Here is a 22,969-nt window from a genome sequence, read left to right as displayed (position 1 = left end):
TGTTTTTTTACAAAGATATAATAAAATGCAACTACAACAAGGCGACATATTGATAAGAAAAAATACAGAGGGCGACACGCTGTGGGTCTCTGAACGCCTTGTTGTTCAAACTTGTGCTCTGTCAAATGACTACTTAAAATTTGTAAGAAGTAAATATAAAAAAAGCGTTCCGGCTTGTTACCATAACCGAGACACCTTTCCGGCAACAGGAAAGGCTTGGCGCTGGGCTCGAATAAATCATCAGTTTTACTATGATTACGACTTTTTGCCGGATAGAGTGCCTAAGCACTACCGTTCGCAATTTGGCACCAAGGAGGCTTTAAAAGAGCTTTTAAAGGAGTTTCAAGCCGATGAGAAAAGAGATTTAAAGCAGTATGCCAAAGAGGAAATTATGCGCGCGGTGCGTGGGCAAATATCGGCGGAAAATATGCGATATTTCCAATTTCATGCGCCGGTAGGCTTTAACGCTACCAAAGCAATGGAATTGGCAGAGGCAATGGCTTGGTTAAATTACATTAAACTCAATTATGAATTGGGGGATTTTAAGCATTTAGGCATACGCCAAAAGCAAGAGTTTTTGCAGTTATGTGCTGAGATTTTGGCACCTCGTAATTTAGAGGGGCTAAGCATAGGCAATGCCCATAGCTTACGCAACAAAATAAGCGAGTTTCCATTAAGCCTTGCGGAGCAAAGAAATTACTTGATTTCTGCCAAATATGGCAATGATAACGCCCGCGTGGTGGGTAAATGCGAGCTGGTAGATGAAAACACAGGCGAAATTTTGCCTTTTGATGCGCACGAAGCCGTGATGTATGGGGCGTATATGAACCCTTTTGGTACGAGTAAGCAATCCGTGGCAGCGCTGTATGATAACTACTATATCCCAATGATAACAGAGCTGGGCTATGCGCCACTCTCTCGCAGGACTTATAATAAATATGTAGCGCGTTGGGATAATCAATTCTTGGGCAAAGAAAGACACGGCAAGGACTGGTATAAAAAGAATGTTTTAACCTATGTACCTACCAAAAAACTAGAATACGCCCACTCGCTGTTTACCGCAGATGGTTCTGGACTACTTGCTTACCGTGTAGGGAAAAGAGTGTATAAGCTCTATGTGATGATGATTACCGATGTGGCAAGCCAGTGTATAGTAGGTTGGTCGGTGGCGAGCAAAAAAGGCCACGAGGAAACTTACGAAATGCTGGAAAAAGCCCTAAAAATGGCTGTAAGAAACAGCGAGGGGCTTACGATGTTTGAATTCCTGAGCGATAACCACGGCGCTTACACGAGCCAAGAGAGCAAGGCGCTCCTTAACCTCGTATTTCATAAGGTGCGCACGATAGAAAAAGGAAACTCGCAGGCTAACCCAGCGGAGATGTCTTTCAGATTAGTGAAACAATCACTCAAAGCACTGCCAAACTTGGTGAGCAGTAGCTGGAAAGTAGGTATTGAGGGCATGGCTAATCCTGATTATTTAGAAATAGAGGAATTACCAACCTACGAGGAGGCTATTTTGCAATTTGAAGAGTGTGTAAAAATGTGGAATAATAGCCCAAGACGAGGGAATAAAGAATTAATCCCAGCTAAGATATTTCGTGAGAGAAAACATATAGAATGCCAGTATATGGATAAGCGCATATTGCGCCGCTTATTTGGCAATCATACGCAGGCAGATATTAGCTATATGCGCGGCTTTGTGAAAGTGGAAAAGGTAACAGGCTACAACCGCCAAACCTATTTATTTGAAATTCCAGACTATGTAAACACAGGGGTGGAAATTTTGGCCAAGGCCACAGGTTACGCCAAGCGCGTGAATGTAAAAATAGTATGGGACGAGGAAATGGCCGACTTATACACGCTAGACGATGTATACATTATGAGCTGTCCTGCTGCCGAATTAGCCGTACAATCGCACGCGGAGGCCGATATGGATACGAATATAGCACTGAGCAAACATTATGAGCGAAAACTTGCCCACGAGGAAAAGGCAGATGCATTAAGAGATGAGATAGGCTCTATTTATAGCGAATTACCTTACTCCCACGCAATGAAACTGGGAGGAAATAAAAAGAGCTATAACACCGCAATGGTATTGCAGGAAAGTGAAAGCCTAAGCGAAAAAGAAAAGATAAAACTAAAAAGAGAAAGAATAAAGCGGGACTTCAAATGGTAATCCCGCCCTATAAAATAAAACCATATGACAAAATTAAGCATTTTTCAAAAAACAGAGCAAATTCCAGTAGCCGTAGAGCGCTATATGGAAAACACCGGCGCCAAACAGCCTGATGTGGCAAAAATTAGCGGTGTGGGGTTAACCTATGTAAATCAAATATTACAGCGTAAAACGCACATAGGCAAAACAGCCATTAAAGATGTGTATTATTTAGGCCTTGCCAAAGCGATAGGCTTAGATATTCGAGTGAGCTATTGGCAGCATTTTGATACCGCTAACTTTCAGCAAATCATTAACAAAATAAAAGAAGTGCGCGAGAGCGGAGAGCGTGCCACCATTGATGGCGACACCGGAAGCGGGAAAACCCACGCCCTGCGCCAATACATTACGCGCTACCCCAACAACACCTTTATCGTAACCTGTTCGGCGGTGGAAAATGCCAAAGAATTTGCCGTGAATATTGGCGAAGTGGTAGGCGTAGAAACCTTTGGAACTGCCGGAACCATCATCAAAAAAGTAGTCAAAAAACTATTGATGTGCGACAACCCCATTTTAATCATAGATGAGGCCGAGCATATAGGCAAAAAGACAGGTTACATTAACATTATAAAGACTTTGGCCGATGGCTTAGATGGAAAAGTAGGCTTCCTGCTGGTGGGAATGGGCATCAATGAAATTTTAAAAAAAGGCTACGAGCGCAACAAGCAAAATTTTAGACAAACTGCCCGTCGATTTGGTAGAAGAGAAAATTTAATCACAGATATAACAGAAGATATAGATAAAATCTGCTCTACATTGGAGCTTAGCCAAACAGTGGCTAATTGGCTAAAAAAAAGAGTGCAAAACTTTGGCGATTTAGAAATCATTATCAAAGATGCTTTTGCTGAAGCTGAAAAAAGCAACCAAGCGGTAAATGTTGAACTATTAAACACTTTATATATATGAAAGATATTCTCAATTTATTGCGGCTAGATAGTTTGTATAAATTTTTGCCGCATGTAGACAGATGCTTGCTTCATCAAAAAAACGAGCAGACCATTGAAAAGTACAAATTTCATCTCGAGGCACTACGCAAACTTGGGTGGAATGTGCCCGAGTTTTCTGTACTAAGAGAGGGGGAATATGGATATTTCTTTGCCCGCAAAACAGATGATGGTTTTGAGAGTGAGGAGCGCTATGCCAAGGAGTTTAAAGGGCTTTATTGTGAATTTTTAAACTTACTGTATGAGCTCAAAAGATAACACAAGACGATATTACCTGCACTGTGTATTGAAGCATAAGCATGGTGCCGTTGTGAAAGCAAGAAAACGCTTTGTGTGCGTGGCTTGGCAAGATGCCAACCAGCCAAAAGTGCAGGAGTTATTAAACAAATATCAATACACAATCCAAACAGAAATAAGATGAGCAATAAAATTAAAATTCAGCGTGTGCATAGCCAGTATTATGTAGTAAATGGCAAAGCATTTATTCAGAACGAACAGGGAGAATGGGTAACGCCATTTGATGTAGCTACAGAAGAAGAAAAAACAGCATTTAAAAACTTTTTAAAACAATTTTAAAACACAAATACAATGATAAGAATACTTGAAGTAGTAAAAAAAGTAAATGTAAAATATCTCTTAGCTGAATGTGGCGCGAGATATTGGGAAGATGCCACTGTAGATGGGATTGAAGACACTAATGGAGATTTGATTCCATGCAGGGAAGGAGCTTTTTGGAAGCCATTAATTGATATAGACAAAGGAATTATTGTCAATTGGGAAAAGGGCAAGACAGCAAAAATTCATTACAAAGTATGCGATAACGGAACTTATACCCTTTTAGATGAAAATAAGGAAGTAATAACTAAAATTAGTGGCTATGTACCAAAAATAATGTGTCCAGGAGATACAGGTTTTGGGGACTATGTAATAATGAGAGTAGACGGAGAAGGGAAAATAGATAAATGGGGTCTCTATCCTCCTCCACTATCAGAATTTTTAATATATATCTAAAAAAGAATAAAAATCATGAACGAAACAATAACAAAAAAGATGGTTCAAGAGTTTTTCCTCAAAGCGTCAGTCAAAGAGGAGAAAGACACTTTTAAAATTCACGCAGAGGAATTGAAACTGGAAGATTTAGCGGAATTTCACTTCACCTACAGCAAGTTTGGAACCTTGAAACGCAGCGGAACAGGTATAACATTAACGATTAAAAAATAAACACAATGGACGCAAACCCAATTAAAAAATTAAGTAAAGGCGAATTGAAAAAACTATTCGCCGAAAAAATTGAAGAATTAGAAAGCATTTTAAATGCAGAAGAAGTAGAACCACGATGCAGAGCAATTGCTATCACCAATTTGCAAACTGCTGAAATGTGGATAAATAAAGGGATTTATGGAAAAAAAGAAGATAATTTGAAAAAATAAACACAATGGAAAAATTTGCAATTATTCACGAGACCGAAGAACACGGACAAATACTGATAACTAAAACAACAGAAGACGGGAAGTATTTTATTAGAATTACATTCATCCTATCAGAGGCAACTGCTGAAATAAAGATAGAAGTGCCAAATGAAGAAATGATGAATGAAGTTTTTAATGACAGCTATGACAAAGAAAAAGCCGCGAAAACAGTGTCTAACATTAAAAAAGAATATAATTTATGAGCTTAGAAAATTTAACCGATGAACAACTAGCGGCTGAAATTAAACGCCGCAAAAGACAACAAGAAGAAGACAGAAAAGCCTATAAGGCATTGGTAAACGACAATGTACCGCGAATAGCGGAAACATTGAAGACTTTAAGCCAAAATATTAGCCAAGTCAAATTGTTTGCCTTTGAGAGCTTAAAAATTCTCTTGGAAACTAAAAACGAAGTGTTTGGCGTGAGGGACACCCAGCAAAGCCACACCTTTACCGATGAAAATGGCAATACCATTATTTACGGGTTCCGCGTGATAGACAACTGGGACGACAGTGTAACCGCTGGTATTGAGAAAGTAAGAGATTTTTTGCAGAGCTTGGCCAAAGATGATAACTCCGCCAATTTGGTGAAAGTAATCCAAAGGCTTTTAAAGCAAGATAGCAAAGGCAATCTGAAAGCCAGCCGAGTGATTGAGCTCACTAAATTAGCTGAGGAAATCAATAACGAGGAGTTTATAGACGCCGTGAATATCATTCGCCAATCCTACAAGCCACAGCGTTCTGCCTTTTTTGTGGAGGCAAGTTGTACTGACGCACAAGGCAAAAAAGTAAGTATTCCACTTTCTATATCTGCGGTGGACTTTCCAGAGGGAACCGACATTGACGGCTTGTTCCCTGTAAACGAAAAATACGAGAAATGATTATGACAGGATTTGTATTGACCGTTGTGGCTATTTTTTTTACCACTGCGGGGTTTGTTTTAGGCTTTTTGCAAGCTGTCATTCATCAAAAAGAAGATGATAACGAGGAAAATTTCACTAATCATTAAAAATAAAAAAACAAAAAATGAAAAGAAAGGCTTACAGAGTGAAATTGGGCATAAAATCAACCGTTAAGGGTGTGGTTTACAACCCAAACTACACGATAGGGATAGTTTTATCAACTAGTGAAAAAGAGGCAGGGAAATATGCCGTCAATACCTTTCAAAGTTGGCTAGACAACAGAGGGGAAAATGCGAAAGTTTCACTTAAATATGTTAAGGCTTTGCCCTCCTCATTTATTCTTTGCGACTGATAGGTGCAACACCCCGATAGGCAAGCTCCGAGGTTCGAGCCCTCGGCGGGGACAAATTAAAAAACAACAACATTATTATGCCACGCAAAAGAGAACGAGAAAAAGCGCTAAAATTTGACGGCGTTCCGCTTACACCAGAAGCTGTCAGAAAGCTGGAGCGAGACAAAGCCTTGAAAGCCTTGGCTAAAGCCAAAGAATTAGAGCAAGAGAAATTTCAACTTGGATTTAAGTATAAAAGAATAGACAGCAAGACTTACAAATTAAAATAAATATTAAGAAATGAAACTATATAAAATTACACTTTCAGAACCCGACTTTGCCGACAGAAGTATCTACGAAAAGTATGTGGCAGCAGAGAGCCTAGAAATGGTTGCCAAACGCTTTCCAAATGCCGAGAAAATCGAATTTATAGACACTATATTCATAATTAGAGAATGAAAACAATAGAAAAAATACAACAAATAGTAGCCAATAAAGGTGTTTCGGCGGTTGATTTGGCACTCAATGTATCGGCGATGAGCGATGGCAGAACCACTTTGCTGGAGGAGCTTAACGAAAAAGAGCTAACCCTTTTGCTTAAATGCTATGCGCCTAAGGCTAATTTAAATGATTATGTAACACATTTAGAGATTGAAGATGAGAAGAAACGCCTGCGCTCTATTGTGCTTAAAATAGCTACTAAAATTGGCGTGCATAATCCTGAAAGCTGGGCACCATTTAATAACTTTATGCTTAAAAGTAGCATTCTGCATAAGCCTTTAAAAGACTATGATTTAGAAGAATTAAAAGAGCTTGTAAAACAATTTAAATCTATGGAAAGGAAAGAAGATGCTTATCGCAAAGTAGCAGGTTCTAAGCCTTGGTTTAGAAAATTAGGAGGAAAACCTAGCGAAAATTAAAGACTATGGAGAAAGTAAGCATTAGCCTAACTCCAGAGCAATTAAATGCTATGTTAGCTAGTTTAAACGAAATACCCCATACAATCGGCGATACGCCCGCACAAAGAGCCGTGCAAAGTATTTTTGATGAAGTGCTCACCAAACTATATAAGAAGCAAATAGACAAGCGGAATGAGCCACAAAACAAAGCCTTTAAGCTAAAATTAAAGCACCACGAGGCTTATGCGCTCTCTGAAATGTTATTGCACACGCGCGAGCTTTTGCCTCCGCATTTTTTCTTTGAAAAGAACGCTATTTTACAAATTAATTTCCAAATTTCTGAACAGTTATAAAATATATTTTTGTAGCCGCTTGATAAATTCAAGAGGCTTTTTTATTTTTGGGGAAAATTAAGTTATGAAAAAGTGTTTACTATTATTTGTTGGATTAGTTTCCGCCATGGCATACTCTCAAGAGAAACCATTCAAGGATTTAGACAGTTTATCGTTTAAAAAAGCGATAAGTGAAATTACAAGTGTTTCGGCTAATGGCTACAAACAAGATACTATTGTTGGGGATCATATTTATTTCCGAAAACAGGGAGAGGAAAATCCATTTTTAATAAAATATTACAAATACAATAAGGGAGAAAACAAAGATTTGGGTGTTGCAGGTGTTCCCGTTTATTCAATTAATGAAGTGGTAGGTGAATTTAAATTGGTTTTCCCAATTTTACAGCAATTTTTTAACCCAAATGCAGATGCTGAAAAAATTCTAAAAGAAAGAGGGAAATTTACAACAAAGTATAGTATAAGGAAATGGTACGACCTTTGGATATTAAGGTTTTAAACCTAAAAACGCCAATTTGCTTGGCGTTTTTTTTTGTTTTATTTTTGTACTATGCCTACTTTACAAACCAGCAAGCGCCATCAAACCCTTAGACTTTACGCCTGTGTGCGTGAGGAATATGCTCGTTTGAGTAATATAACCGCTTATGGTAAACAGAAGTATACACACGAGTATATAATTAGTGAGCTTGCTCAGAAGTTTTTCAGATCTGAACGCACGATTGAAAACATTATTTTCAATCGGGTGTAACACTTAGAAAATAGCTATCTTCACTCTCTATATCGGCTTTTATTTGAGTGTCTTCATAATATTTCTCTGCACTGGAATCATTAAGTATACATTCAAAAGAAACTTTGTACAAATTTCCCGCTCCGCCTGTGTCTATTGGCGCAAAATCTATCCTGCGCATAGAGCTGTAATTGTTGCCCTCGCTGGCGTGAAAAATGCCGTGTAAGGTCTCCAAAGATTGAGTGAATGCCAAAGCTCCCTCTTGGTTATATGCTCCTTGAAAAGTATCTAAATAGGTCTCATAAAATAGATAAAAATCCACCTGTAAATGCACGAGCTGCACGCGCTCGGCGGTATCTTCTATCCTTGCGGAGCGAAGCCCTATAAATACAGCGGGAGTATTAAAACGATGCTCATCCGCTAAAAAGGAGACTTGATTGTGCCAGAGGTCTACCCAGCTAATTTGAGGCATTTTATCGGTTATTTTTTCTGCTAATTCTTTGTAAAGGTCTTGCCAGTTTTCCATATTATTTTAAGTTTAATTTTTTGTACGCTTTTTTTATTTCATCAAGAATGATATTATTTATTTTTTTATCCAAAACTTTGCTTTCTCCGATGTATTGGCGTTTTGGAATATGCACACTTAAAAAATCTTTTTTTGTGATAGCCATACGCTTATATCTTTCTTCTCCAGTTTTCTTATACATTGCCCAGAAGTATTTACGCATTTTTTTGGTTACGGGTATGGTAATATTACCACCCTCGTTATGTATAGCAGCATAGGGAATCCCCTCGCCTGCGGAAATAATAACCTGCTCAAAATCTGCACGGCTTATTTTAATGCTATTTTTGAGGGTATAGGACAGCGAGAGCATTTTATGGGGGAGAGTATCTTTTCGCTTAGGCCAAGCGATAAAAGAATTAGCCGTAAACCCCTCCTTGATAAAGCTTTTCATAAAGTGATTGCGTGCTTCTTCTGCTACCCTTTGGGGCAGACCTTGCAGCATTTCTTCTGCCATTTTCATAAAATCCGGTACTTGGTTTTCTTCCATTTTAAAAAGTTTTTAATGGTATTTTAAAAATTGTTTGTATATTTGCGGTATACTTAAAGTTCGCGAGGTAAAAGTCAAGAATATGTCAGTATATAAAAGCAGCTCATTATGGGTTGCTTTTTATATTTATAACCTCTCCGTTTTTATGGATAAAGATTTCTTTTATCATCGGAAAAGTTTTAAATTTTTTGACTGCCTCATTTCGTACTTCTTCGATTGTCAAAGGACACGAATCTAAATCAAAAACAATGCACTCGCATCCTTGTTCTTTCGCAGAACGATAAGTGTTTCTAAGGTTTTTAACTTGAGAAGTTTTAATAGCTTTTCTATCGCCAATCATTCCCTTTATTTCAAGTTCAGGGTTTTTGTGTCCTTCTAAAATATTAGAATCCAAATGAGCTCGAATATTAACGCTAACACCTAACTTATCTGCAATAATTGAAGCGGTTTTAAAATTATCCTCAAAATCGGCAGGGTCTGCAAAAGGGCTTACCTTTACCTGTGCGCCATTTTCGGCGGTGTATGCCAATTCTTTGGCAGCTGCAAGTTTGCTGTATTCAAAGGCTTTTTTGGTTTCGCTGCCAGCGTTTTTAAAGAGTGCAAAATATGGGTGCGGTTTGCCCTTGTTTTCGGCGGTTTCCTTAAATATTTCGCCACTTATACCTACATTGCCCCTAAATTCTTTGGGCATTTCCTTTTCGTTTAGCGTAGGTATATCCTTTTCATCTGTAGGCTTTTCGGCGGTTTGCACCACATAACAACGACAACGCCAGCCATTAGGCGGATAGTGTGTTTTCCAAAAGTCGCTGTCCAAAGGAGCAATAATACCATTTAACAAGCGGTGCGGTTCTCTTACCCTATTATCACCTTGCGTTTTGTACTTCAAATTTGGATACAAATCTTTGTTATTTTGATACTCGTCCCAATTGGCCGCATGGTAGCCTGCTTGCTTAGCGGTTTGCCACTCTGCCTGTAGGTAGTTTTTGTTGTATCGTGGGTTGAGTTTCAATACCTCGTTTTTAAAACTGTCAAAGGTTTCGCCTTTATTGGAGTTTAATATTTGGTTAATTTCTTCCAGTAGGGTATAAGTTTTCGCACCGGAAAACTTAAACAGATTTTGGCGCATTTTCAGCGTTTCCGGACTAATGCCGTTGGTGGCTCCGTGCACCTTGAAATTAGAGCTGTCAAATCCCTCTGTAAAACCGCCTTTCAATTCTTCGTAAGTGTTTAAAATGTAGGCATTGTCCAGCTCTCCGGCTTTGAGTTTCCCCTCGTACCTGTCCTGTGCTATTTTAGCCATCACTTTTAGCCAATCGGATAAATCCAATGCAGCATTAAAGCGTTCAATATCGCTCTGGCAGGTATCACAATCGCAATGCTCTCCGTGATAAAGATTGGCTAAAGCTCGGTGAGTTAATTTGAGTTGCCACTGGGCGTTTTTGTCATTTTTTTTTTAGGCTCTCCCTCCTCAAAGGCTGGAAAAGAATTGTTTTTGATGCCTAAAATTTTAAGCCCTGTTATCTCCTCAATTTGTTCTGGGTTGAATTCAAATTGATAGCCAAGTTTTGCGACCATTTCGCAGACTTTATCGGCGGTTAGGGTTTCCTCCTCGTCCCAATCGAAATACAAGTTTTCTAAAGGTTTGTACACGGGCGAAAGTTTAACTAATAAAGGGATAAGCTGTTTGTTAATCACATTTTTAACTAAAATTCTATCCGATACAAAACGAGCATTAGCCAATTCATATTGCACCTCTACACTACCGACAAAACCTTTTTCATCTGTTAAGCCTGTACCGTCCAAAAATCGTTTAGAAATTTCGTTATCTGCCCTTTTAATCAAAGTATCGAAAGTTTCGCCACTATTTGAATTAGAAAGGTTTGGAATGTCAAATTTTTCAGCCCCACGCGCAATCATAAAGCCATTTCTTTTAAAATTTGTAGCCATTTCAAAAAGTTCAAGCATACGGTTGTCGTCCTCGCGCTCTGTGGTTATGAATAAAGGCGGCACGCCGTATTTATCAATAAAATCAAGCCACGAGCCTAAGCCTAATTTTTTAGCTATGATGATGGGAGCCGTTTGGGCAAACATGCCTAAATCGTTGTAATCTTTCCCCACTTGTATGTAGTAATTTGCCAGCTTACCCTCACGATAAGCTAAGCCTTTTTCATCTCCTGCCTCTGCTAAGATGATGCCTTTCATCGGATTAAAGTTTGCCTGCGGAATTTCGTTTATTTCTTTAAGCTCTCCGTTGTTATCAAGCTCAAACAACTCAATGAGTGTGGTTCCTTGAAATTTTGACATAATGGCAAGTTTGATGAATTCTTGAAACCAAACGCTCTCTAAAAGAGTTTTAGCCTCGTCCACACGCTCATTGTTGGTATTGAACAATGCAAATGGCATCTGCTGCGTTTTAGCAATACGAGTTTCTACTACCGAAGCCAAATGATTATCTTGCAGCATATTTTCATAGAGTGCTTGTAAATTTTGTTTGTTTGGATTTTCGGGGTCCGTAGCAAGCATTACCGCCATTTTCCACGATTGTAGATTTTCTACTCGTAAAAGCTTAGCTTGATGTTTTATAATTTCAGAGGGGATATTGCTTTGATTGCTGGCCAATGCTCTGAATTTGTTTAAATCGGTATAGCTGGCTTTTCTTAAAAAGAAATTTTGAATGCTATTTAGTATTTTATTTTTCATATATAAAAGTCTGGATTAGAAAGATTACCATATAATATTTTTGAACGATCTGTGGTGCTAGATTTAGGGGGCAAGTTATCTAGAGATAATCTACCAGAGGCTAATTTGTCTAGCTCTTTGTCTGCCCACTCTTTTTGTTCTTTGCTTACATTGCTAAGTTTTCTATACGCATTGCGATGCTGAATATCCCAAAGCACAAGAAAGGTTAAAATACGCTCTAAATAAGCATTTTTAATCGGATTGGTTTCGTCAAAAATAGCCTCCACATCATAGTAACTGCCAAGTAAGGTTTTAATAATGGCTATATTTTCTGCCTCGCACTGGTCAAGGGCTTTTTCAAAGTCTTTGGAGCTTTCGTCAATGATGCGCTCAAAAACATGGCTTTTTAGGTTGTCTTTATTTAGATATATCATTTTACCACTCGTTTGTTCGTTTGTATTTGCCCATTAGAAATTTACTTTTTCTAACAGGGGTAAATTTTTCAAGTTCGGAGATACATACCTCCAATGCGTCTGGAAAGTCGTCGTGTACTTTGTAGCCAGGCTCAATTCCTTTGAGTTGTGCTAAGCCTACTTGAAAATGCTTGTTAGGCTTTAATTTTTCATTGAAATAAATCCGTGCATTTTGGAAATAGGGTTGCAGGGTGAGGATTCTGTTTAGCTTATCCACCTTTGGTAGTTGCTTTTTCGTGATATTAAGCTGTACACCTTTCTCGCTTTGGGTTTCCTCTAATATGCGAGAAACTTCATCGTTCCAAAATTGCGCCTCGTATTGCCAGTGGATAATAGCGGAGCTAGGTAATTGCTTTTGATAATCACAAATCCATTCTGCGGCTTGCTTCATCTTGGATTGCAGACAAAAAGTATCAATCACATAAAACTTTTTATCTTTTAACCCAGCAATCACTACAGCATTATAATCGCTATTAGCTGTTCCTGCATAAGCAATATCCCAATGTGCAATGATTGCCTCGAAGTGGTCGATGCGCGGCAGTTTGCACCATTGAAATTGCTCATCCTTAAAAATAACCCCCTCGACATATGGGCTGTTATTATACTCTGCGTTGGCAGCCAAAGTTCCGATTTCTGCTTCTAGCTCTTTGAAATAATCTGCCTCGTATTTCTGGTGCCATGTAGGCGCATAGCTAACTGGATTGTAAGCATTGACTTCGTGAACTTTCCAGTCTTTGTTTTTTTCGGCTAAAATTGTCTGTATCATTATTGGTGCAAATCGGTTATTCGCCTGTACAAATCGCCTAATGGTGCCGTCCATAGTAGGTATTAAATCTCGCAAAATCCATTCTACCATCTCAAGCTGACGCTTAGGGTTTTTTACTAATTCCTTAGTTTCAATATCATCTGCCACTATGTGTGTAGGGCGTAAGTTTTTTACCCTTAACCCTCTCACGGATTGTCCCATACCTAAAGCCTGGCCAATAAAACCACTTTTGGTAATGAAAAAACCATCTTCCCAAGTACCTTGTTGCACTTGCTCTCCAAAATCAGAAATAATTCGCGGATTGGCTTCAAATTCTGCCCGCAAGTCTTCTAAAAGTTGTTCTGCCCGTTTTTTATTATTCCCTATGATAATGAAATACATGTCTTCACCACGGAGCCAAAGCCAAAATGGAATAAAAACATTATTCCATACAGATTTTGCCAAAGCACGCCCCCACTGACAAATGCCTTTGAATGTTTTGTCTTTTAGTACCATATTTGCCCATTCCAAATGAAATTCAGAGCAATCGCAAGTAGCATAATGTGGGAAATAGTATGCGACCATATCGGCAGGATTCTTTTTAAAAAGCTCTAAGCGTTGAGCCTTTTCTTGTGCTGTTTCATAAGGGTTTGGTGCTCCCGCACTTCTTGCGAGGGCTAATTTTTGTAAATAACGCTCTATGGCAATTTTATCCTGTCGTTTCATTGATTGATATTGTTGTGTATTTAAAGTGGCTTAAAATTGATTTTAAAAGGCTTTTAAAAGATTTATTTAATTCAGTTGTTCAGACACTTCAAGGATGTGTGCTTGTTGAAAGTCCAAAGTTTTCATGTAAATCGCCTCATCATACGCACGCAAGGCTTCAAATATTTTATTTTGAATTTCTATATAAACGCTTAGGCTTATTCTGTTTTCCTTGTGAAAAGAAAGCAAAGTCTTATTCCACATGGCAATACCGTTGTCTATGCGTACAGCACTGCTGTTTAAATCTGCTAAACTTTTCTCTGCTACTTTTTTTAAATCTGCATCTAACTCATCTCTCAGTAGCTCTTTTGTTTCTTTGATTTCTTTTAGAATAGCTAAACGCTCATTAGATAGCCCATCAATCACGGCTTGTATGCGTTCAAGCCTTTCGCTACTTTGACTAATTTGGGCGTTTCGTATCTTTTTCCAGTTTCCCTCTTTAATCCAATTACAAACTGTGTTGTGTCTAACTTGCACTTGTGGATGATCAGCAATTTGTTTTGCGGTAAGGTTCTTATCCACAAAAAGATGAAAAGCGATTTGTTTTTCTTTATCCTTTGCCATGGTCTTTTTCTTTGTGGCAAAGGTGCTAAGGCTATGGCTTTTATTAAAAATCTTATCACAAAATAGGCAAAAATTACTGCCTATTTTGGAATGGCTTTTTTGCTAGGCAAATGCAGTTCTGCAACTTTGCCCTGTAATGAAACGAGAAAAATCGCACATAAAAGTAGCTAAGATTAGTCAGTCTCAATTGCAAATCCAAATTAATGGAACAATTGAGCATGATTATACAGCTAGTGAAATAAGAGCTGCACTTGAATTAAAAGCAACTACTGATATTGAAAAGGTAGAGTTATACCTCAACACGGTAGGCGGTAGTGTATATGAAGCTACAGAGATTGTAAATATTTTAAAGAAAATACCTCATGTAGAAATCATGGCTGGTGCTTTGGTAGCAAGCGCAGGGACTTATATCATGGCAAATTTTCCTGCAAAGGCCTATGCTACCTCTCAATTCATGATTCATAAGCCATCAACTTATGTGATAGGAAATGAAGATGAAGTAAAGTCTGATTTAAAAGCGTTGGAAAACTTAACTATTCAATACCGAGATGTGTATGCTAAGCGTTTTAATAAAAGCCTAGAGGAAATAGACCAAATGTGGCAAAAGGATTATTGGTTCAATGCGCAGGAGGCTAAACAAATAGGTTTAATCAATGATATTATAGATGAAGATCTGAATATAACACCACAGAGTATTGTAATGATGCAAGCCTGTGGGTGCCCTAATATTCCAAAAATACAAAATCAAAATAACGATACGATTATGAATAAAGAACAAATTATTGCCGCACTTGGAATGGCAGCAGATGCCACCGATGAGCAAATACAGAAAAAAATCGAGGAACTTAGAGCTCAAGCAGAGAATAACGAAGCGCAAAGACAAGAACAAGCTAATCAATTAGTGGATAAAGCTATCAAAGAAAAACGCATTACGGCGGATAGTAAAGAATCTTATGTGAAACTAGCTACCATTGACTTTGAACAAACTAAAAAGGCACTAGAAAGCCTATCTCCAGTAGTTGCGGGTTCTAGTTTCGTAAACAAAACGGGGAAAACCGTAACAGACCAAAGCAATTGGACCTTGGAAGATTATTTAGAAAAAGACCCCGCAGCATTTGAGGCTTTGATGGAAAACAATCCAGAAAAAGCTAGACAACTTAACCAACAATATCAAGCAAAAAAATAGAGAATTATGCCAAAGAAATCAGATAGTTTAGTATTTAAAAATGAGCTCGCCGTTACGGAGCTTATTAAGCAATTTCGCCATGAACATACATGGCTGGAAGCTGTGAAATCAAAACCACAATGGGTAGGTAATGATGTTATCAAGATTCCAATGCGTGGTGCAGCTCCTAAGGTTTTAATTGATAATAAAATTTATCCTATTAATTCTAGCCAAAGAGAGGATGGAAAAGTGGTGATTTCACTTCATAAATATGAGACTGAAAATACAGAAGTTACTACAGATGAGCTTTATGCTTTGCCTTACGAGAAAGTAAGTGATGTTCAGCAACAGCACAGAGAAACTTTGGAAGACAAAACCGCTGAACATGCACTGCATAGTATTTGTCCACAAGAAAATACAGAGAAAACCCCTGTAATAGTTACCACAGGAGAAGATGATGGTAGCGGAAGAAAGCGTCTTACAGCAAAAGACCTCATCAACTTGAAGAAAAAGTTGGACAAATTAAAAGTTCCTAAAAAGGGCCGCGTGCTAGTGCTTTGTTCAGACCACGCCACGGATTTACTGATTGAGGATTTAACCTTTAAAACACGCTACCAAAATACAGAAGAAGGAAAAATCGCAAGTAACTACTATGGATTTGAAGTGTATGAAAGCACTTATGCCCCAACCTTTAATAGCAATCAAAAGGAAGCTTTTGATGTTGTAGCGCAGGGTAAGGAGGTTTCAGTTGTATTCCACAAACAATACACAGTTAAGGCGCCAGGCACTGCAGAGCGTTACGCTATTGATAAAACTCAGAACCCTAAATACAGACGCCACGAGATTGGATTTGAAATTCACTGGGTGTGTGTAGCTATTAAGGATGAGGGAACTGCAGTTATCCAATCTGGATCGTAAAGAAAATAAAGCCCCATTAGAAATAATTAGCAGATAGCTTAAGCCTTTTGGAAACTATCAAAAAGAATGGGGCTTTTAAAAATTATTTAAAGCCATTTTAAAATACAAGAACATGAAAAAAATACTCAGTTTAATTAATCTAATTGGGCTCGCTAAAGCTCTTTTTGAGAAAAATGAAAATTTGGAAAAGCTTTATGCCACCGAAGATGGGCAGTTTTTCGAAGATGAAAATCGTGCTTTGCTACATGCTGAAAATAGCAAAATGAAAATACATAAAATCCTGAGAGCTGTTGCTCTATCAGCAGTTACAGGTAAAAAAACAATGCCTGCCAACAAACAAGAAAAGGTAGAAGAAACTACGGGAGAAAAAGAATCTGCACAAGAAAGTGGCAATGATGAAGAATCTGATCAAGTTGTAGAGCCATCTCCTGCCGCAAAAGAGGTAGAAGGCAAAGAAAAAGCTACTCCTGAAACAAAATCAAAAACCACAAAATAATATAACCTATGGGACACTTACAGGGTTTTGAATTAAAGAAATTAGAGGGCAGCTTAGGTCGTTTGTCAAACAATGCAGATAATAGTTTTTTACTCATTGGTGCTATGCCCGTGGACACTACAACTATGCAGCATGGGCAAGCCTACCGTCTATTGCAAGTAGAAGATGTTGAAAAATTAGGAGTAAATGAAAGTTTTGATGCCAATAAAAAAGTTTTGGCACATTATCATATTTCGGAGGTGTTCCGATTGGCGCCAGATACAGAGCTTTTCTTTTTACCACTACCAACTGGAGCTAAATTGCAAGATAAAGCTACGGAGATTTTAACCACGCTAAGAGAATTAAAGAAAGTAAAAGGCATTGCTGCTTTTGGCTTTACAAATGACTTAAGCACTCTAGCAGGCGAGGTTGAAGCCTTGCAAACTAAAATTGTAGAAGAAGCTAAAAAAGATGGAATTTTATTAGATTTTGTACTTGTTGAGGGCAAAGGCAAGAATAGTCTTAAAATTGCAAATTTAGAAGATTTAAAAACAAAGAACGCATCTCAAATATCTGTAATCATTGGGCAAGATAAAGCCATTGCAGATTTAGATACAGACTATAAGTACCATGCATGTATAGGTGCAGCATTAGGTATGTTATCCGTTCGTAGTGTAGCTGAAAATGTAGGCTCTGTAGATATTGAGAAAAAACCAAAAAATGTGCGTACTTATAACACCTACCCCTTAACAAATGAAGCCTTAGGTAAATTTGTAAAAGTAGCATTCAGTACAGGTGAAAGCATTAGTGAAGTGAGTACCCAAAGCCAGCAAGATTTAAACAATAAAGGTTATATTTTTGTAAGTACTTATGTAGATGTTGCAGGTTTCTATTTTTCTAATTCACACACTTGTGTTAGTGCTGCATCCGACTTTACATACATAGAAAACAATAGAGTTTGGAATAAAGCTGCTAGATTGGTAAGAGCCGTACTTACCCCACGCATTAAAAGCAAATTAAAAAAAGACCCTCAGACAGGATATTTAAAGGCATCCACAACAGCATATTTAGAAAACTTAGCTCAAAAGTCCATTGAGCAAATGCAAATTGCAGATGAGATTAGTGGCTATTCTGTGTTTATTAATCCAAAACAAATCGTTTCGGAAACAGAAGCATTGAAGGTGAAAATAAGCATTGTGGTAGATCTAATTCTACACAAAATTGAGGGCGAAATTGGTTTAACTCAAAATCTATAATTTATGGCAACAGTAGTAAATCCATTCGGAAAAATGCAAGGCTGGAATAAAATTACCATCAACCTATTAGGGCGTGATGTAGTGGGTATTTCAGAGCTTTCCTACTCCGATACCACGAAAAAAGAGAATGCTTATGGAGCAGGTAATATGCCTGTCGGCAGAACAGAGGGCAATTATGAAGCAAAAGCGTCTATCACACTTTACAAAGAAGAAGTGGATGCCATCACCAAAAGTCTGCCGTCTGGAAAAAGATTACAAGACATTGAGCCTTTTGACATTATTGTATTGTACGATAAGAAAGGGGAAATTAGAAAAGACCGCATAAACTACTGCGAGTTTACGGGCAACTCCGTAGAAGTAAAGCAAAACGATGGCTCTATCTCCGTAAAATGCGAACTTATCGTAAGCCACATTGATTGGAACATTTAACTATAAAAAAAAGAAATCAAATGAAACCATACACAGAACAACAAATACAAGACGCAAAAGCCAAGTATCCGCGTTGCATTAGAGAAATTGAAGTATATCCAGCAGATACGAATTTTGATAAAAATGGAAACGCAGACCAAGAGCCTGCCTATTTCTTAGTAAAAAAACCAAACAAGGCATTAGTGGATATGCTGGGAAGTAAAGGCTATAAGGATAATCCAGAAAGAGCCAACGATGCTATTGTTAAAAACTGTGTATTAATGGGCGACACCGAGCTAATGGAGAACGATGCCAGCGTGTACACGGGGCTATTGGAGCAACTGGCAGGAATGGTACAAAGCTCCCGCGTGGCGTTAAAAAAAGTCTAGAGCGTGCTTGTTTAGATATTGACGAGTGCGACTTTAAAGAGGCCGTGGATGCCTTGATTTTAGGGCATTATCACAAAGAACCCAGTACGCTGGAAGAAGATGAATACATTAAGCATTTTCAAGCCTTAGACTATCATTTAAAAGTTCAAAACCGATTGATGTATAATAGTTTTCGCAGAGCATTGACGGAGGTAGTAAACGAGTTATTTTCTTCCGAAGAAAGTGCGTAAGTCTTCCATAATAGCCATTGGAAAAGCTACAAGTAACGATATTACAACCACGAGTGCAAAAAATAAAAAAACAACAGCTCCTGCTGTGCATACAAAGCTAATGAGATAACCTAAAAGTGTAAGTAAAGTTTCCACACCCCAAAGATAACAAAAAATGAGCCAAACCAATTGGATATTAAATTTAGTAGATAAAATTACTGCTCCCATTAAAAAGGTGCAGAAACAAATAGATGATACCAAAAAAAAGTTTGATGGGGCGACAAAAAAGGGTAATCGTTTTGGAGATTGCCTAAAGCGTATCCGTGCCATAGATTGGATGGCGGCAACAGAGGGAGTAAATCGTTTAGGTTCACGCATCTCGGAAGCGGCAAAGGTGGGTGAGGATTTTGAGGCATCATTGTTAGATGTTTCTGCTATTGCAGGGGTTTCTGGTGAAAAATTAGATGCCTTGGGTGATAAAGCAAGAGAATTGGCTAAAACATTTGGTACGGAGGCTACCGACAATTTGGAGACCTTTAAAACCATTCTTTCAAGGTTAGGTCCACAACTTGGAGAAAGCGATGAGGCCATGGAAAAAATGGGTAGATATGTGAATACGCTATCTAAAACCATGGGCGGAGATGCCAAAGGTGCTACAGATGCACTTACCACCTCTATGCTTCAATTCAAAGTAAATCTCGACGACCCTATTGCTGCGGCAGGACAAATGGAAAGAATGATGAATGTAATGGCAGCAGGCGCTAAAGAGGGCGCAGCAGAAGTACCGCAAATTGCTCAAGCACTAGTTCAAGCTGGAGGGGCTGCAAAGCTCTCCAATGTAAGCTTTGAAGAAACCAACGCAGCACTTCAAGCTTTAGCAAAAAGTGGAAAATATGGTGCAGAAGCTGGTGTTGGATTACGAAATGTTCTAATTAAGATGAACGCGCCATCAGCTTTATCAAAAGAAGCTACTGAAATGCTTAAAAGCTATGGAGTAAACATGAAAAAAGTATCCGATGCTTCTGTTCCGTTTGCCGATAGACTTAGAGAGTTGCAAAAGATAGGAAAGAATACAGATGCGTTAGCAGCAGTATTTGGTGCAGAAAATATTCAATCTGCTCAAGGTTTAATAAACTCTGCAGATGCTCAAGCTGAACTAACTGAACAAATAACAGGAACCAATGTGGCGTATGAGCAAGCTGAAATTGTGATGAGTGGCTGGAGTGAAAAAATGAAACGAGCCAAAGCATGGATTGATGATTTAAAAATTGGGAGTTTCAAGTTTACTAGCGTACTCGGTGTTATGGGAGATACTCTAGGGGGAACAGTAAGTGTTTTAGGAGATTTTGGAGCGGCTTATTCGGGACTTTCCCCCGTATTGAAGAGTACTAGAAAATGGCTGGGGGAAACAATTGTGGCGAAAAAGATTGCCGCTTTTTGGACAAAAGCGGTAACCGTTGCGCAATGGGCTTGGAATGCTGCGCTTTCTGCTAATCCCATAGGACTGGTAATTGCAGCGATTGCGGTATTGATAGGGCTTATAGTAGTTGCTATTAACAAATTTGATAGCTGGGGTTCTACTATGCTTTTGCTCTTAGGCCCTATTGGAATGGTGGTAAGTGCCGTGATGATGATTAAACGCCATTGGGATAGTATTGTAGATGCTTTTCAATCTGATGGTATTATTGGCGGTTTGAAGCGTATAGGTTTAGTCTTGTTAGATGTGTTGATGCATCCTTTACAAAGAATTTTAGGATGGGTGGCAGAACTCACAGGTTGGGATTGGGCGAAAAATGCCGCTGGTAGTGTGGAGGAATTTAGAAAGAACATGAATCTTATCTCTACCTCTGAAAAAGAAGCTGGAAAACAAAAAAAACAGGATAAACCTACTGGTAATGTCGTTACTGGAGGTGTAAGTGTGAATGATTTAATTGACGGTAATGGTAATGGCACTGGTGGCGAAACAGGTACAGGTGGAAGAAAAGGAAAAGGGAAGAAAACGAAAACAGGCGGTGGTGGTTTATCTTCTTCTGGAGGAAATAAAGTTATAAACTTCAAGGTAGAGATGAAAAACTACTTTTCGATTGATAGAAGCATTAGCAGTAAAGAGGTCGCAGCAAACGGAGTAGTAAGTAAAATAAATGACAGGCTGAGAGATGCCGTAGTGGTTGTGTGATGAAAGATATATTGCTTGATAAAAATGGAGATTTAGACTTGCTAAATGGGGACTTTTTTATAGGAGAAAGTTTATTGCAAGAGGTTGAAATTCTACTTCAATTAAATCAAGGTTCCTTGAAATCAGATCCATTATGCGGTATGAATATGTACCAATACCTCAAAGGTAAAGGCTCTCGCCTGGAGCTTGAAAAGAATCTAAAAATTCAACTGCGGAGAGATGGCAAGAACTACGAGGATATAAAAAAACATTTAAACCTAATTTATAACAATGGACAATAGATATAACATTTCACAGCTTTTTAAAATGGCTTTTGGGGTAAATAATCCAGTTTATTTAACCAATCCTTTGAGCAAAGATGTAAGTGAAGAACCTAATTACTCCACAAAAGTAAAAGAAGTGGAATTAAACGAAGCTGAGCGTTTAAGCCAAATGGGAACTCCCGTAGTTTTTCCTATAATGTTTGAAGCTGGAAACTATAAATTTTATGATGAAGATAGCAAGCTAGTTAGTCGAGAACTCTCAGAGTTTTGGTTTCCTCCTGCTACTCTAGTGGATTTTTATAGAGCTAAAAACATAACTAAAACGGATGTTATTGGTGCTAGCGGAACGGTAAAAGAAATTTATGGTTTCGACGATTGGAGTATTCGTATAAGAACTATCTGTCTAAGTGATAATGCCATGACTTCTAGAGAATATGAGCGTCGCATTATTGAATGGGCAAACGTAGTGCAATCAGTGCCTGTACAAGGAGATTTGTTTGGAAAAAAGAACATAGACAATATAGTAATAGAAAGCATAGATATTACCAGTGTAGAGGCTTCGCCTAATGTGATCCCTATAGAGCTTAATTGTGTGAGTGATGAACCTTTTGAAATTATATTTAGATGACATTAGCAATTAACACTGAATTACTTTTTAAGCCTAAGAATGGACGAGCTTTTAGTGTTTTTAGGGTTTCAGAAATTGAAATAGAGAGCAGTTGGAAAATGCTTACTGATACGGCTAAGATAGTGCTTCCCCGCAATGTTCGAGATTTTGATAAATACAAAGTGGGCAATGTTTTCAAAGCAGGAGATAAGTGTGTCATTAAAATGGGATATAACGGCGAACTACTTACAGAGTTTACTGGCTATATCCGCAAAGTGTCGGCAGATTATCCGATAACTATTGAGTTAGAGGATGAGATGTTTCAGCTGAAAAAACTCCCTGTACACTTTGCCTATAAAGGCGGTTCTCTAAAAAGCTTTTTAGCTGAAATAGTAAAAGGTATAGAGGTAGATTGTGATGCCGATATTCAAATAGGAGCTATGCGTTTTGCCAATACCACGCTGGGCGCAGTGTTGGACACACTACAAAAAGATTACAGCCTTTACGCATTTATCCGCAATGGTAAATTAACCACAGCCAAGCCTTATTCCGATGTGAAAAACGATAAATCAGTTTACCGCTTTGACCTTGAAAGAAACTGCGTAAGCAATGATTTAAAATATTTAAGTAAAGAAGATAGAACCATTAAAATAAAAGCTACTTCCGTAACGGGAAAAGGTAAAAAAATGGAGTATGAATTTGGCGACGAAAATCCCAAAACAACGCTCAATATAAAGCTAGATTTTGGAGATAAAGCGGCAATGGAAAAAGAAGTGAAACGCCTTTATGATTTGCATAAAAAAGAGGGCTTTGATGGCGCATTTACCACGCTGGGCATGCCCAGCTTACAACACGGAGAAAAGGTATCGATAAGCTCAACGCTTTACCCAGACAGAAAAGGTATTTATTACATTGATAGAGTGGTTAAGAAATTAAGCGCAGATGGGTATAGACAAGAAATTGAAATAGGACAAGTGGCAAAGAAATAA

Annotated in this window: 35 protein-coding genes; 28 read left to right on the top strand and 7 right to left on the bottom strand. The window is 38.3% G+C overall.

All coding sequences use genetic code 11. The features are described 5' to 3' along the window. The first annotated feature begins 25 nt into the window (after nt 1-25). The 17 genes from ORNRH_RS10970 to ORNRH_RS10905 all read left to right on the top strand — a co-directional run bounded on the left by ORNRH_RS10970 (nt 26) and on the right by ORNRH_RS10905 (nt 7,608). Nucleotides 26-2,176 carry an integrase catalytic domain-containing protein gene (locus ORNRH_RS10970; RefSeq protein ID WP_014791905.1) on the top strand — a complete coding sequence of 717 codons (2,151 nt, stop codon included), beginning with the start codon at nt 26-28 and terminating at the stop codon, nt 2,174-2,176. A gap of 24 nt (nt 2,177-2,200) precedes the next feature. Beyond that, on the top strand, nt 2,201-3,121 hold the full coding sequence (locus tag ORNRH_RS10965; protein WP_014791904.1) for an ATP-binding protein: 921 nt from the start codon (nt 2,201-2,203) through the stop codon (nt 3,119-3,121). Then, nucleotides 3,118-3,417 carry a hypothetical protein gene (locus ORNRH_RS10960; RefSeq protein WP_014791903.1) on the top strand — a complete coding sequence of 100 codons (300 nt, stop codon included), beginning with the start codon at nt 3,118-3,120 and terminating at the stop codon, nt 3,415-3,417. The genes ORNRH_RS10965 and ORNRH_RS10960 overlap by 4 nt, the downstream gene beginning before the upstream one ends. Beyond that, nucleotides 3,401-3,580: a hypothetical protein gene (locus ORNRH_RS10955; RefSeq protein WP_014791902.1), complete on the top strand. Its 180-nt coding sequence runs from the start codon at nt 3,401-3,403 to the stop codon at nt 3,578-3,580. The genes ORNRH_RS10960 and ORNRH_RS10955 overlap by 17 nt, the downstream gene beginning before the upstream one ends. Beyond that, the gene (locus tag ORNRH_RS12230; RefSeq protein WP_014791901.1) at nt 3,577-3,735 is read left to right on the top strand and encodes a hypothetical protein; all 159 of its coding nucleotides are present in this window, start codon (nt 3,577-3,579) and stop codon (nt 3,733-3,735) included. Before ORNRH_RS10955 ends, ORNRH_RS12230 begins: the two co-directional genes overlap by 4 nt. Before the next feature lie 12 nt (nt 3,736-3,747). Next, nucleotides 3,748-4,170 (top strand): hypothetical protein, encoded by a 423-nt coding sequence (locus ORNRH_RS10950; protein ID WP_014791900.1) that lies wholly within the window; start codon nt 3,748-3,750, stop codon nt 4,168-4,170. Nucleotides 4,171-4,185: 15 nt separating this feature from the next. Continuing rightward, nucleotides 4,186-4,380 carry a hypothetical protein gene (locus tag ORNRH_RS10945; protein ID WP_014791899.1) on the top strand — a complete coding sequence of 65 codons (195 nt, stop codon included), beginning with the start codon at nt 4,186-4,188 and terminating at the stop codon, nt 4,378-4,380. Between the two features lie 5 nt (nt 4,381-4,385). Beyond that, nucleotides 4,386-4,589, top strand: coding sequence for an Acb2/Tad1 domain-containing protein (locus tag ORNRH_RS10940; RefSeq protein WP_014791898.1), 204 nt, complete (start codon nt 4,386-4,388; stop codon nt 4,587-4,589). 5 nt (nt 4,590-4,594) lie between these two features. After that, nucleotides 4,595-4,831, top strand: coding sequence for a hypothetical protein (locus ORNRH_RS10935; RefSeq protein WP_014791897.1), 237 nt, complete (start codon nt 4,595-4,597; stop codon nt 4,829-4,831). Next, nucleotides 4,828-5,508, top strand: a complete 681-nt coding sequence (locus tag ORNRH_RS10930; protein ID WP_014791896.1) for a DUF3164 family protein — start codon at nt 4,828-4,830, stop codon at nt 5,506-5,508. The genes ORNRH_RS10935 and ORNRH_RS10930 overlap by 4 nt, the downstream gene beginning before the upstream one ends. Further along, nucleotides 5,505-5,636, top strand: coding sequence for a hypothetical protein (locus ORNRH_RS12555; protein WP_014791895.1), 132 nt, complete (start codon nt 5,505-5,507; stop codon nt 5,634-5,636). Before ORNRH_RS10930 ends, ORNRH_RS12555 begins: the two co-directional genes overlap by 4 nt. A 17-nt stretch (nt 5,637-5,653) precedes the next feature. Then, on the top strand, nt 5,654-5,881 hold the full coding sequence (locus tag ORNRH_RS10925; protein ID WP_014791894.1) for a hypothetical protein: 228 nt from the start codon (nt 5,654-5,656) through the stop codon (nt 5,879-5,881). Between the two features lie 77 nt (nt 5,882-5,958). Then, nucleotides 5,959-6,150, top strand: a complete 192-nt coding sequence (locus ORNRH_RS10920) for a hypothetical protein (RefSeq protein ID WP_014791893.1) — start codon at nt 5,959-5,961, stop codon at nt 6,148-6,150. Nucleotides 6,151-6,160: 10 nt separating this feature from the next. Continuing rightward, nucleotides 6,161-6,319 (top strand): hypothetical protein, encoded by a 159-nt coding sequence (locus ORNRH_RS12385; protein WP_014791892.1) that lies wholly within the window; start codon nt 6,161-6,163, stop codon nt 6,317-6,319. Beyond that, the gene (locus ORNRH_RS10915; protein ID WP_014791891.1) at nt 6,316-6,780 is read left to right on the top strand and encodes a hypothetical protein; all 465 of its coding nucleotides are present in this window, start codon (nt 6,316-6,318) and stop codon (nt 6,778-6,780) included. The genes ORNRH_RS12385 and ORNRH_RS10915 overlap by 4 nt, the downstream gene beginning before the upstream one ends. 5 nt (nt 6,781-6,785) lie before the next feature. Beyond that, nucleotides 6,786-7,112 carry a hypothetical protein gene (locus ORNRH_RS10910; protein ID WP_014791890.1) on the top strand — a complete coding sequence of 109 codons (327 nt, stop codon included), beginning with the start codon at nt 6,786-6,788 and terminating at the stop codon, nt 7,110-7,112. 64 nt (nt 7,113-7,176) lie between these two features. Beyond that, on the top strand, nt 7,177-7,608 hold the full coding sequence (locus tag ORNRH_RS10905) for a hypothetical protein (protein WP_014791889.1): 432 nt from the start codon (nt 7,177-7,179) through the stop codon (nt 7,606-7,608). 235 nt (nt 7,609-7,843) lie between these two features. On the opposite strand, the gene ORNRH_RS10900 is transcribed toward ORNRH_RS10905, so the two are convergent. The 7 genes from ORNRH_RS10900 to ORNRH_RS10870 all read right to left on the bottom strand — a co-directional run bounded on the left by ORNRH_RS10900 (nt 7,844) and on the right by ORNRH_RS10870 (nt 14,114). Continuing rightward, nucleotides 7,844-8,362, bottom strand: a complete 519-nt coding sequence (locus ORNRH_RS10900; RefSeq protein ID WP_014791888.1) for a hypothetical protein — start codon at nt 8,360-8,362, stop codon at nt 7,844-7,846. A gap of 1 nt (nt 8,363) precedes the next feature. Continuing rightward, nucleotides 8,364-8,888 carry a phage virion morphogenesis protein gene (locus ORNRH_RS11750; RefSeq protein ID WP_014791887.1) on the bottom strand — a complete coding sequence of 175 codons (525 nt, stop codon included), beginning with the start codon at nt 8,886-8,888 and terminating at the stop codon, nt 8,364-8,366. 106 nt (nt 8,889-8,994) lie between these two features. After that, nucleotides 8,995-10,188, bottom strand: coding sequence for a CdiA C-terminal domain-containing protein (locus ORNRH_RS11745; protein ID WP_014791886.1), 1,194 nt, complete (start codon nt 10,186-10,188; stop codon nt 8,995-8,997). A gap of 113 nt (nt 10,189-10,301) precedes the next feature. Beyond that, complete coding sequence (locus ORNRH_RS10885) at nt 10,302-11,588, bottom strand: phage portal protein family protein (RefSeq protein ID WP_014791885.1); 1,287 nt, start codon at nt 11,586-11,588, stop codon at nt 10,302-10,304. After that, complete coding sequence (locus tag ORNRH_RS10880; RefSeq protein WP_014791884.1) at nt 11,585-12,001, bottom strand: hypothetical protein; 417 nt, start codon at nt 11,999-12,001, stop codon at nt 11,585-11,587. The genes ORNRH_RS10885 and ORNRH_RS10880 overlap by 4 nt, the downstream gene beginning before the upstream one ends. Before the next feature lies 1 nt (nt 12,002). After that, entirely contained in the window at nt 12,003-13,511 is a 1,509-nt protein-coding gene (locus tag ORNRH_RS10875) for a hypothetical protein (RefSeq protein ID WP_014791883.1), read from the bottom strand. Between the two features lie 66 nt (nt 13,512-13,577). Beyond that, the gene (locus ORNRH_RS10870) at nt 13,578-14,114 is read right to left on the bottom strand and encodes a hypothetical protein (protein WP_014791882.1); all 537 of its coding nucleotides are present in this window, start codon (nt 14,112-14,114) and stop codon (nt 13,578-13,580) included. Nucleotides 14,115-14,250: 136 nt separating this feature from the next. Here ORNRH_RS10870 and ORNRH_RS10865 point away from each other — a divergent pair, with 136 nt between their 5' ends. From ORNRH_RS10865 to ORNRH_RS10810, 11 genes are all read left to right on the top strand, one after another. Next, nucleotides 14,251-15,300: an ATP-dependent Clp protease proteolytic subunit gene (locus ORNRH_RS10865; protein ID WP_014791881.1), complete on the top strand. Its 1,050-nt coding sequence runs from the start codon at nt 14,251-14,253 to the stop codon at nt 15,298-15,300. A 6-nt stretch (nt 15,301-15,306) separates the two neighbouring features. Beyond that, a complete protein-coding gene (locus ORNRH_RS10860; RefSeq protein ID WP_014791880.1) occupies nt 15,307-16,197 on the top strand; it encodes a hypothetical protein in 891 nt (296 codons plus the stop codon). Between the two features lie 112 nt (nt 16,198-16,309). After that, nucleotides 16,310-16,693 carry a hypothetical protein gene (locus ORNRH_RS10855; RefSeq protein ID WP_014791879.1) on the top strand — a complete coding sequence of 128 codons (384 nt, stop codon included), beginning with the start codon at nt 16,310-16,312 and terminating at the stop codon, nt 16,691-16,693. A gap of 8 nt (nt 16,694-16,701) precedes the next feature. After that, nucleotides 16,702-17,928, top strand: a complete 1,227-nt coding sequence (locus ORNRH_RS10850; protein ID WP_014791878.1) for a DUF2586 family protein — start codon at nt 16,702-16,704, stop codon at nt 17,926-17,928. A 3-nt stretch (nt 17,929-17,931) separates the two neighbouring features. Further along, nucleotides 17,932-18,357 (top strand): hypothetical protein, encoded by a 426-nt coding sequence (locus ORNRH_RS10845; RefSeq protein ID WP_014791877.1) that lies wholly within the window; start codon nt 17,932-17,934, stop codon nt 18,355-18,357. 20 nt (nt 18,358-18,377) lie between these two features. Next, complete coding sequence (locus ORNRH_RS10840; protein ID WP_014791876.1) at nt 18,378-18,725, top strand: hypothetical protein; 348 nt, start codon at nt 18,378-18,380, stop codon at nt 18,723-18,725. A 44-nt stretch (nt 18,726-18,769) separates the two neighbouring features. After that, the gene (locus ORNRH_RS10835) at nt 18,770-18,955 is read left to right on the top strand and encodes a hypothetical protein (protein WP_036602187.1); all 186 of its coding nucleotides are present in this window, start codon (nt 18,770-18,772) and stop codon (nt 18,953-18,955) included. 154 nt (nt 18,956-19,109) lie between these two features. Further along, nucleotides 19,110-21,110 (top strand): phage tail tape measure protein, encoded by a 2,001-nt coding sequence (locus ORNRH_RS11740; protein WP_014791875.1) that lies wholly within the window; start codon nt 19,110-19,112, stop codon nt 21,108-21,110. Beyond that, nucleotides 21,107-21,391: a hypothetical protein gene (locus ORNRH_RS10820; protein ID WP_169313191.1), complete on the top strand. Its 285-nt coding sequence runs from the start codon at nt 21,107-21,109 to the stop codon at nt 21,389-21,391. Before ORNRH_RS11740 ends, ORNRH_RS10820 begins: the two co-directional genes overlap by 4 nt. Next, entirely contained in the window at nt 21,381-22,001 is a 621-nt protein-coding gene (locus tag ORNRH_RS11735; protein ID WP_014791873.1) for a DUF6046 domain-containing protein, read from the top strand. Before ORNRH_RS10820 ends, ORNRH_RS11735 begins: the two co-directional genes overlap by 11 nt. Then, a complete protein-coding gene (locus tag ORNRH_RS10810) occupies nt 21,998-22,969 on the top strand; it encodes a hypothetical protein (RefSeq protein ID WP_014791872.1) in 972 nt (323 codons plus the stop codon). The genes ORNRH_RS11735 and ORNRH_RS10810 overlap by 4 nt, the downstream gene beginning before the upstream one ends.

Origin of the sequence: Ornithobacterium rhinotracheale DSM 15997, assembly GCF_000265465.1 — a bacterium.
GTDB classification, from domain to species: domain Bacteria; phylum Bacteroidota; class Bacteroidia; order Flavobacteriales; family Weeksellaceae; genus Ornithobacterium; species Ornithobacterium rhinotracheale.
Note: the sequence above shows the minus strand (reverse complement) of the source record. Positions and strands in the feature narration are given on the sequence as shown.

Excerpts from the sequence above, each read along its gene's own strand:
- ORNRH_RS10970 (WP_014791905.1), top strand. The coding sequence starts at position 26 with ATGCAACTACAACAAGGCGACATATTGATAAGAAAAAATACAGAGGGC.
- ORNRH_RS10965 (WP_014791904.1), top strand. The coding sequence starts at position 2,201 with ATGACAAAATTAAGCATTTTTCAAAAAACAGAGCAAATTCCAGTAGCC.
- ORNRH_RS10960 (WP_014791903.1), top strand. The coding sequence starts at position 3,118 with ATGAAAGATATTCTCAATTTATTGCGGCTAGATAGTTTGTATAAATTT.
- ORNRH_RS10955 (WP_014791902.1), top strand. The coding sequence starts at position 3,401 with ATGAGCTCAAAAGATAACACAAGACGATATTACCTGCACTGTGTATTG.
- ORNRH_RS12230 (WP_014791901.1), top strand. The coding sequence starts at position 3,577 with ATGAGCAATAAAATTAAAATTCAGCGTGTGCATAGCCAGTATTATGTA.
- ORNRH_RS10950 (WP_014791900.1), top strand. The coding sequence starts at position 3,748 with ATGATAAGAATACTTGAAGTAGTAAAAAAAGTAAATGTAAAATATCTC.
- ORNRH_RS10945 (WP_014791899.1), top strand. The coding sequence starts at position 4,186 with ATGAACGAAACAATAACAAAAAAGATGGTTCAAGAGTTTTTCCTCAAA.
- ORNRH_RS10940 (WP_014791898.1), top strand. The coding sequence starts at position 4,386 with ATGGACGCAAACCCAATTAAAAAATTAAGTAAAGGCGAATTGAAAAAA.
- ORNRH_RS10935 (WP_014791897.1), top strand. The coding sequence starts at position 4,595 with ATGGAAAAATTTGCAATTATTCACGAGACCGAAGAACACGGACAAATA.
- ORNRH_RS10930 (WP_014791896.1), top strand. The coding sequence starts at position 4,828 with ATGAGCTTAGAAAATTTAACCGATGAACAACTAGCGGCTGAAATTAAA.
- ORNRH_RS12555 (WP_014791895.1), top strand. The coding sequence starts at position 5,505 with ATGATTATGACAGGATTTGTATTGACCGTTGTGGCTATTTTTTTTACC.
- ORNRH_RS10925 (WP_014791894.1), top strand. The coding sequence starts at position 5,654 with ATGAAAAGAAAGGCTTACAGAGTGAAATTGGGCATAAAATCAACCGTT.
- ORNRH_RS10920 (WP_014791893.1), top strand. The coding sequence starts at position 5,959 with ATGCCACGCAAAAGAGAACGAGAAAAAGCGCTAAAATTTGACGGCGTT.
- ORNRH_RS12385 (WP_014791892.1), top strand. The coding sequence starts at position 6,161 with ATGAAACTATATAAAATTACACTTTCAGAACCCGACTTTGCCGACAGA.
- ORNRH_RS10915 (WP_014791891.1), top strand. The coding sequence starts at position 6,316 with ATGAAAACAATAGAAAAAATACAACAAATAGTAGCCAATAAAGGTGTT.
- ORNRH_RS10910 (WP_014791890.1), top strand. The coding sequence starts at position 6,786 with ATGGAGAAAGTAAGCATTAGCCTAACTCCAGAGCAATTAAATGCTATG.
- ORNRH_RS10905 (WP_014791889.1), top strand. The coding sequence starts at position 7,177 with ATGAAAAAGTGTTTACTATTATTTGTTGGATTAGTTTCCGCCATGGCA.
- ORNRH_RS10900 (WP_014791888.1), bottom strand. The coding sequence starts at position 8,362 with ATGGAAAACTGGCAAGACCTTTACAAAGAATTAGCAGAAAAAATAACC.
- ORNRH_RS11750 (WP_014791887.1), bottom strand. The coding sequence starts at position 8,888 with ATGGAAGAAAACCAAGTACCGGATTTTATGAAAATGGCAGAAGAAATG.
- ORNRH_RS11745 (WP_014791886.1), bottom strand. The coding sequence starts at position 10,188 with ATGGCTAAAATAGCACAGGACAGGTACGAGGGGAAACTCAAAGCCGGA.
- ORNRH_RS10885 (WP_014791885.1), bottom strand. The coding sequence starts at position 11,588 with ATGAAAAATAAAATACTAAATAGCATTCAAAATTTCTTTTTAAGAAAA.
- ORNRH_RS10880 (WP_014791884.1), bottom strand. The coding sequence starts at position 12,001 with ATGATATATCTAAATAAAGACAACCTAAAAAGCCATGTTTTTGAGCGC.
- ORNRH_RS10875 (WP_014791883.1), bottom strand. The coding sequence starts at position 13,511 with ATGAAACGACAGGATAAAATTGCCATAGAGCGTTATTTACAAAAATTA.
- ORNRH_RS10870 (WP_014791882.1), bottom strand. The coding sequence starts at position 14,114 with ATGGCAAAGGATAAAGAAAAACAAATCGCTTTTCATCTTTTTGTGGAT.
- ORNRH_RS10865 (WP_014791881.1), top strand. The coding sequence starts at position 14,251 with ATGAAACGAGAAAAATCGCACATAAAAGTAGCTAAGATTAGTCAGTCT.
- ORNRH_RS10860 (WP_014791880.1), top strand. The coding sequence starts at position 15,307 with ATGCCAAAGAAATCAGATAGTTTAGTATTTAAAAATGAGCTCGCCGTT.
- ORNRH_RS10855 (WP_014791879.1), top strand. The coding sequence starts at position 16,310 with ATGAAAAAAATACTCAGTTTAATTAATCTAATTGGGCTCGCTAAAGCT.
- ORNRH_RS10850 (WP_014791878.1), top strand. The coding sequence starts at position 16,702 with ATGGGACACTTACAGGGTTTTGAATTAAAGAAATTAGAGGGCAGCTTA.
- ORNRH_RS10845 (WP_014791877.1), top strand. The coding sequence starts at position 17,932 with ATGGCAACAGTAGTAAATCCATTCGGAAAAATGCAAGGCTGGAATAAA.
- ORNRH_RS10840 (WP_014791876.1), top strand. The coding sequence starts at position 18,378 with ATGAAACCATACACAGAACAACAAATACAAGACGCAAAAGCCAAGTAT.
- ORNRH_RS11740 (WP_014791875.1), top strand. The coding sequence starts at position 19,110 with ATGAGCCAAACCAATTGGATATTAAATTTAGTAGATAAAATTACTGCT.
- ORNRH_RS11735 (WP_014791873.1), top strand. The coding sequence starts at position 21,381 with ATGGACAATAGATATAACATTTCACAGCTTTTTAAAATGGCTTTTGGG.
- ORNRH_RS10810 (WP_014791872.1), top strand. The coding sequence starts at position 21,998 with ATGACATTAGCAATTAACACTGAATTACTTTTTAAGCCTAAGAATGGA.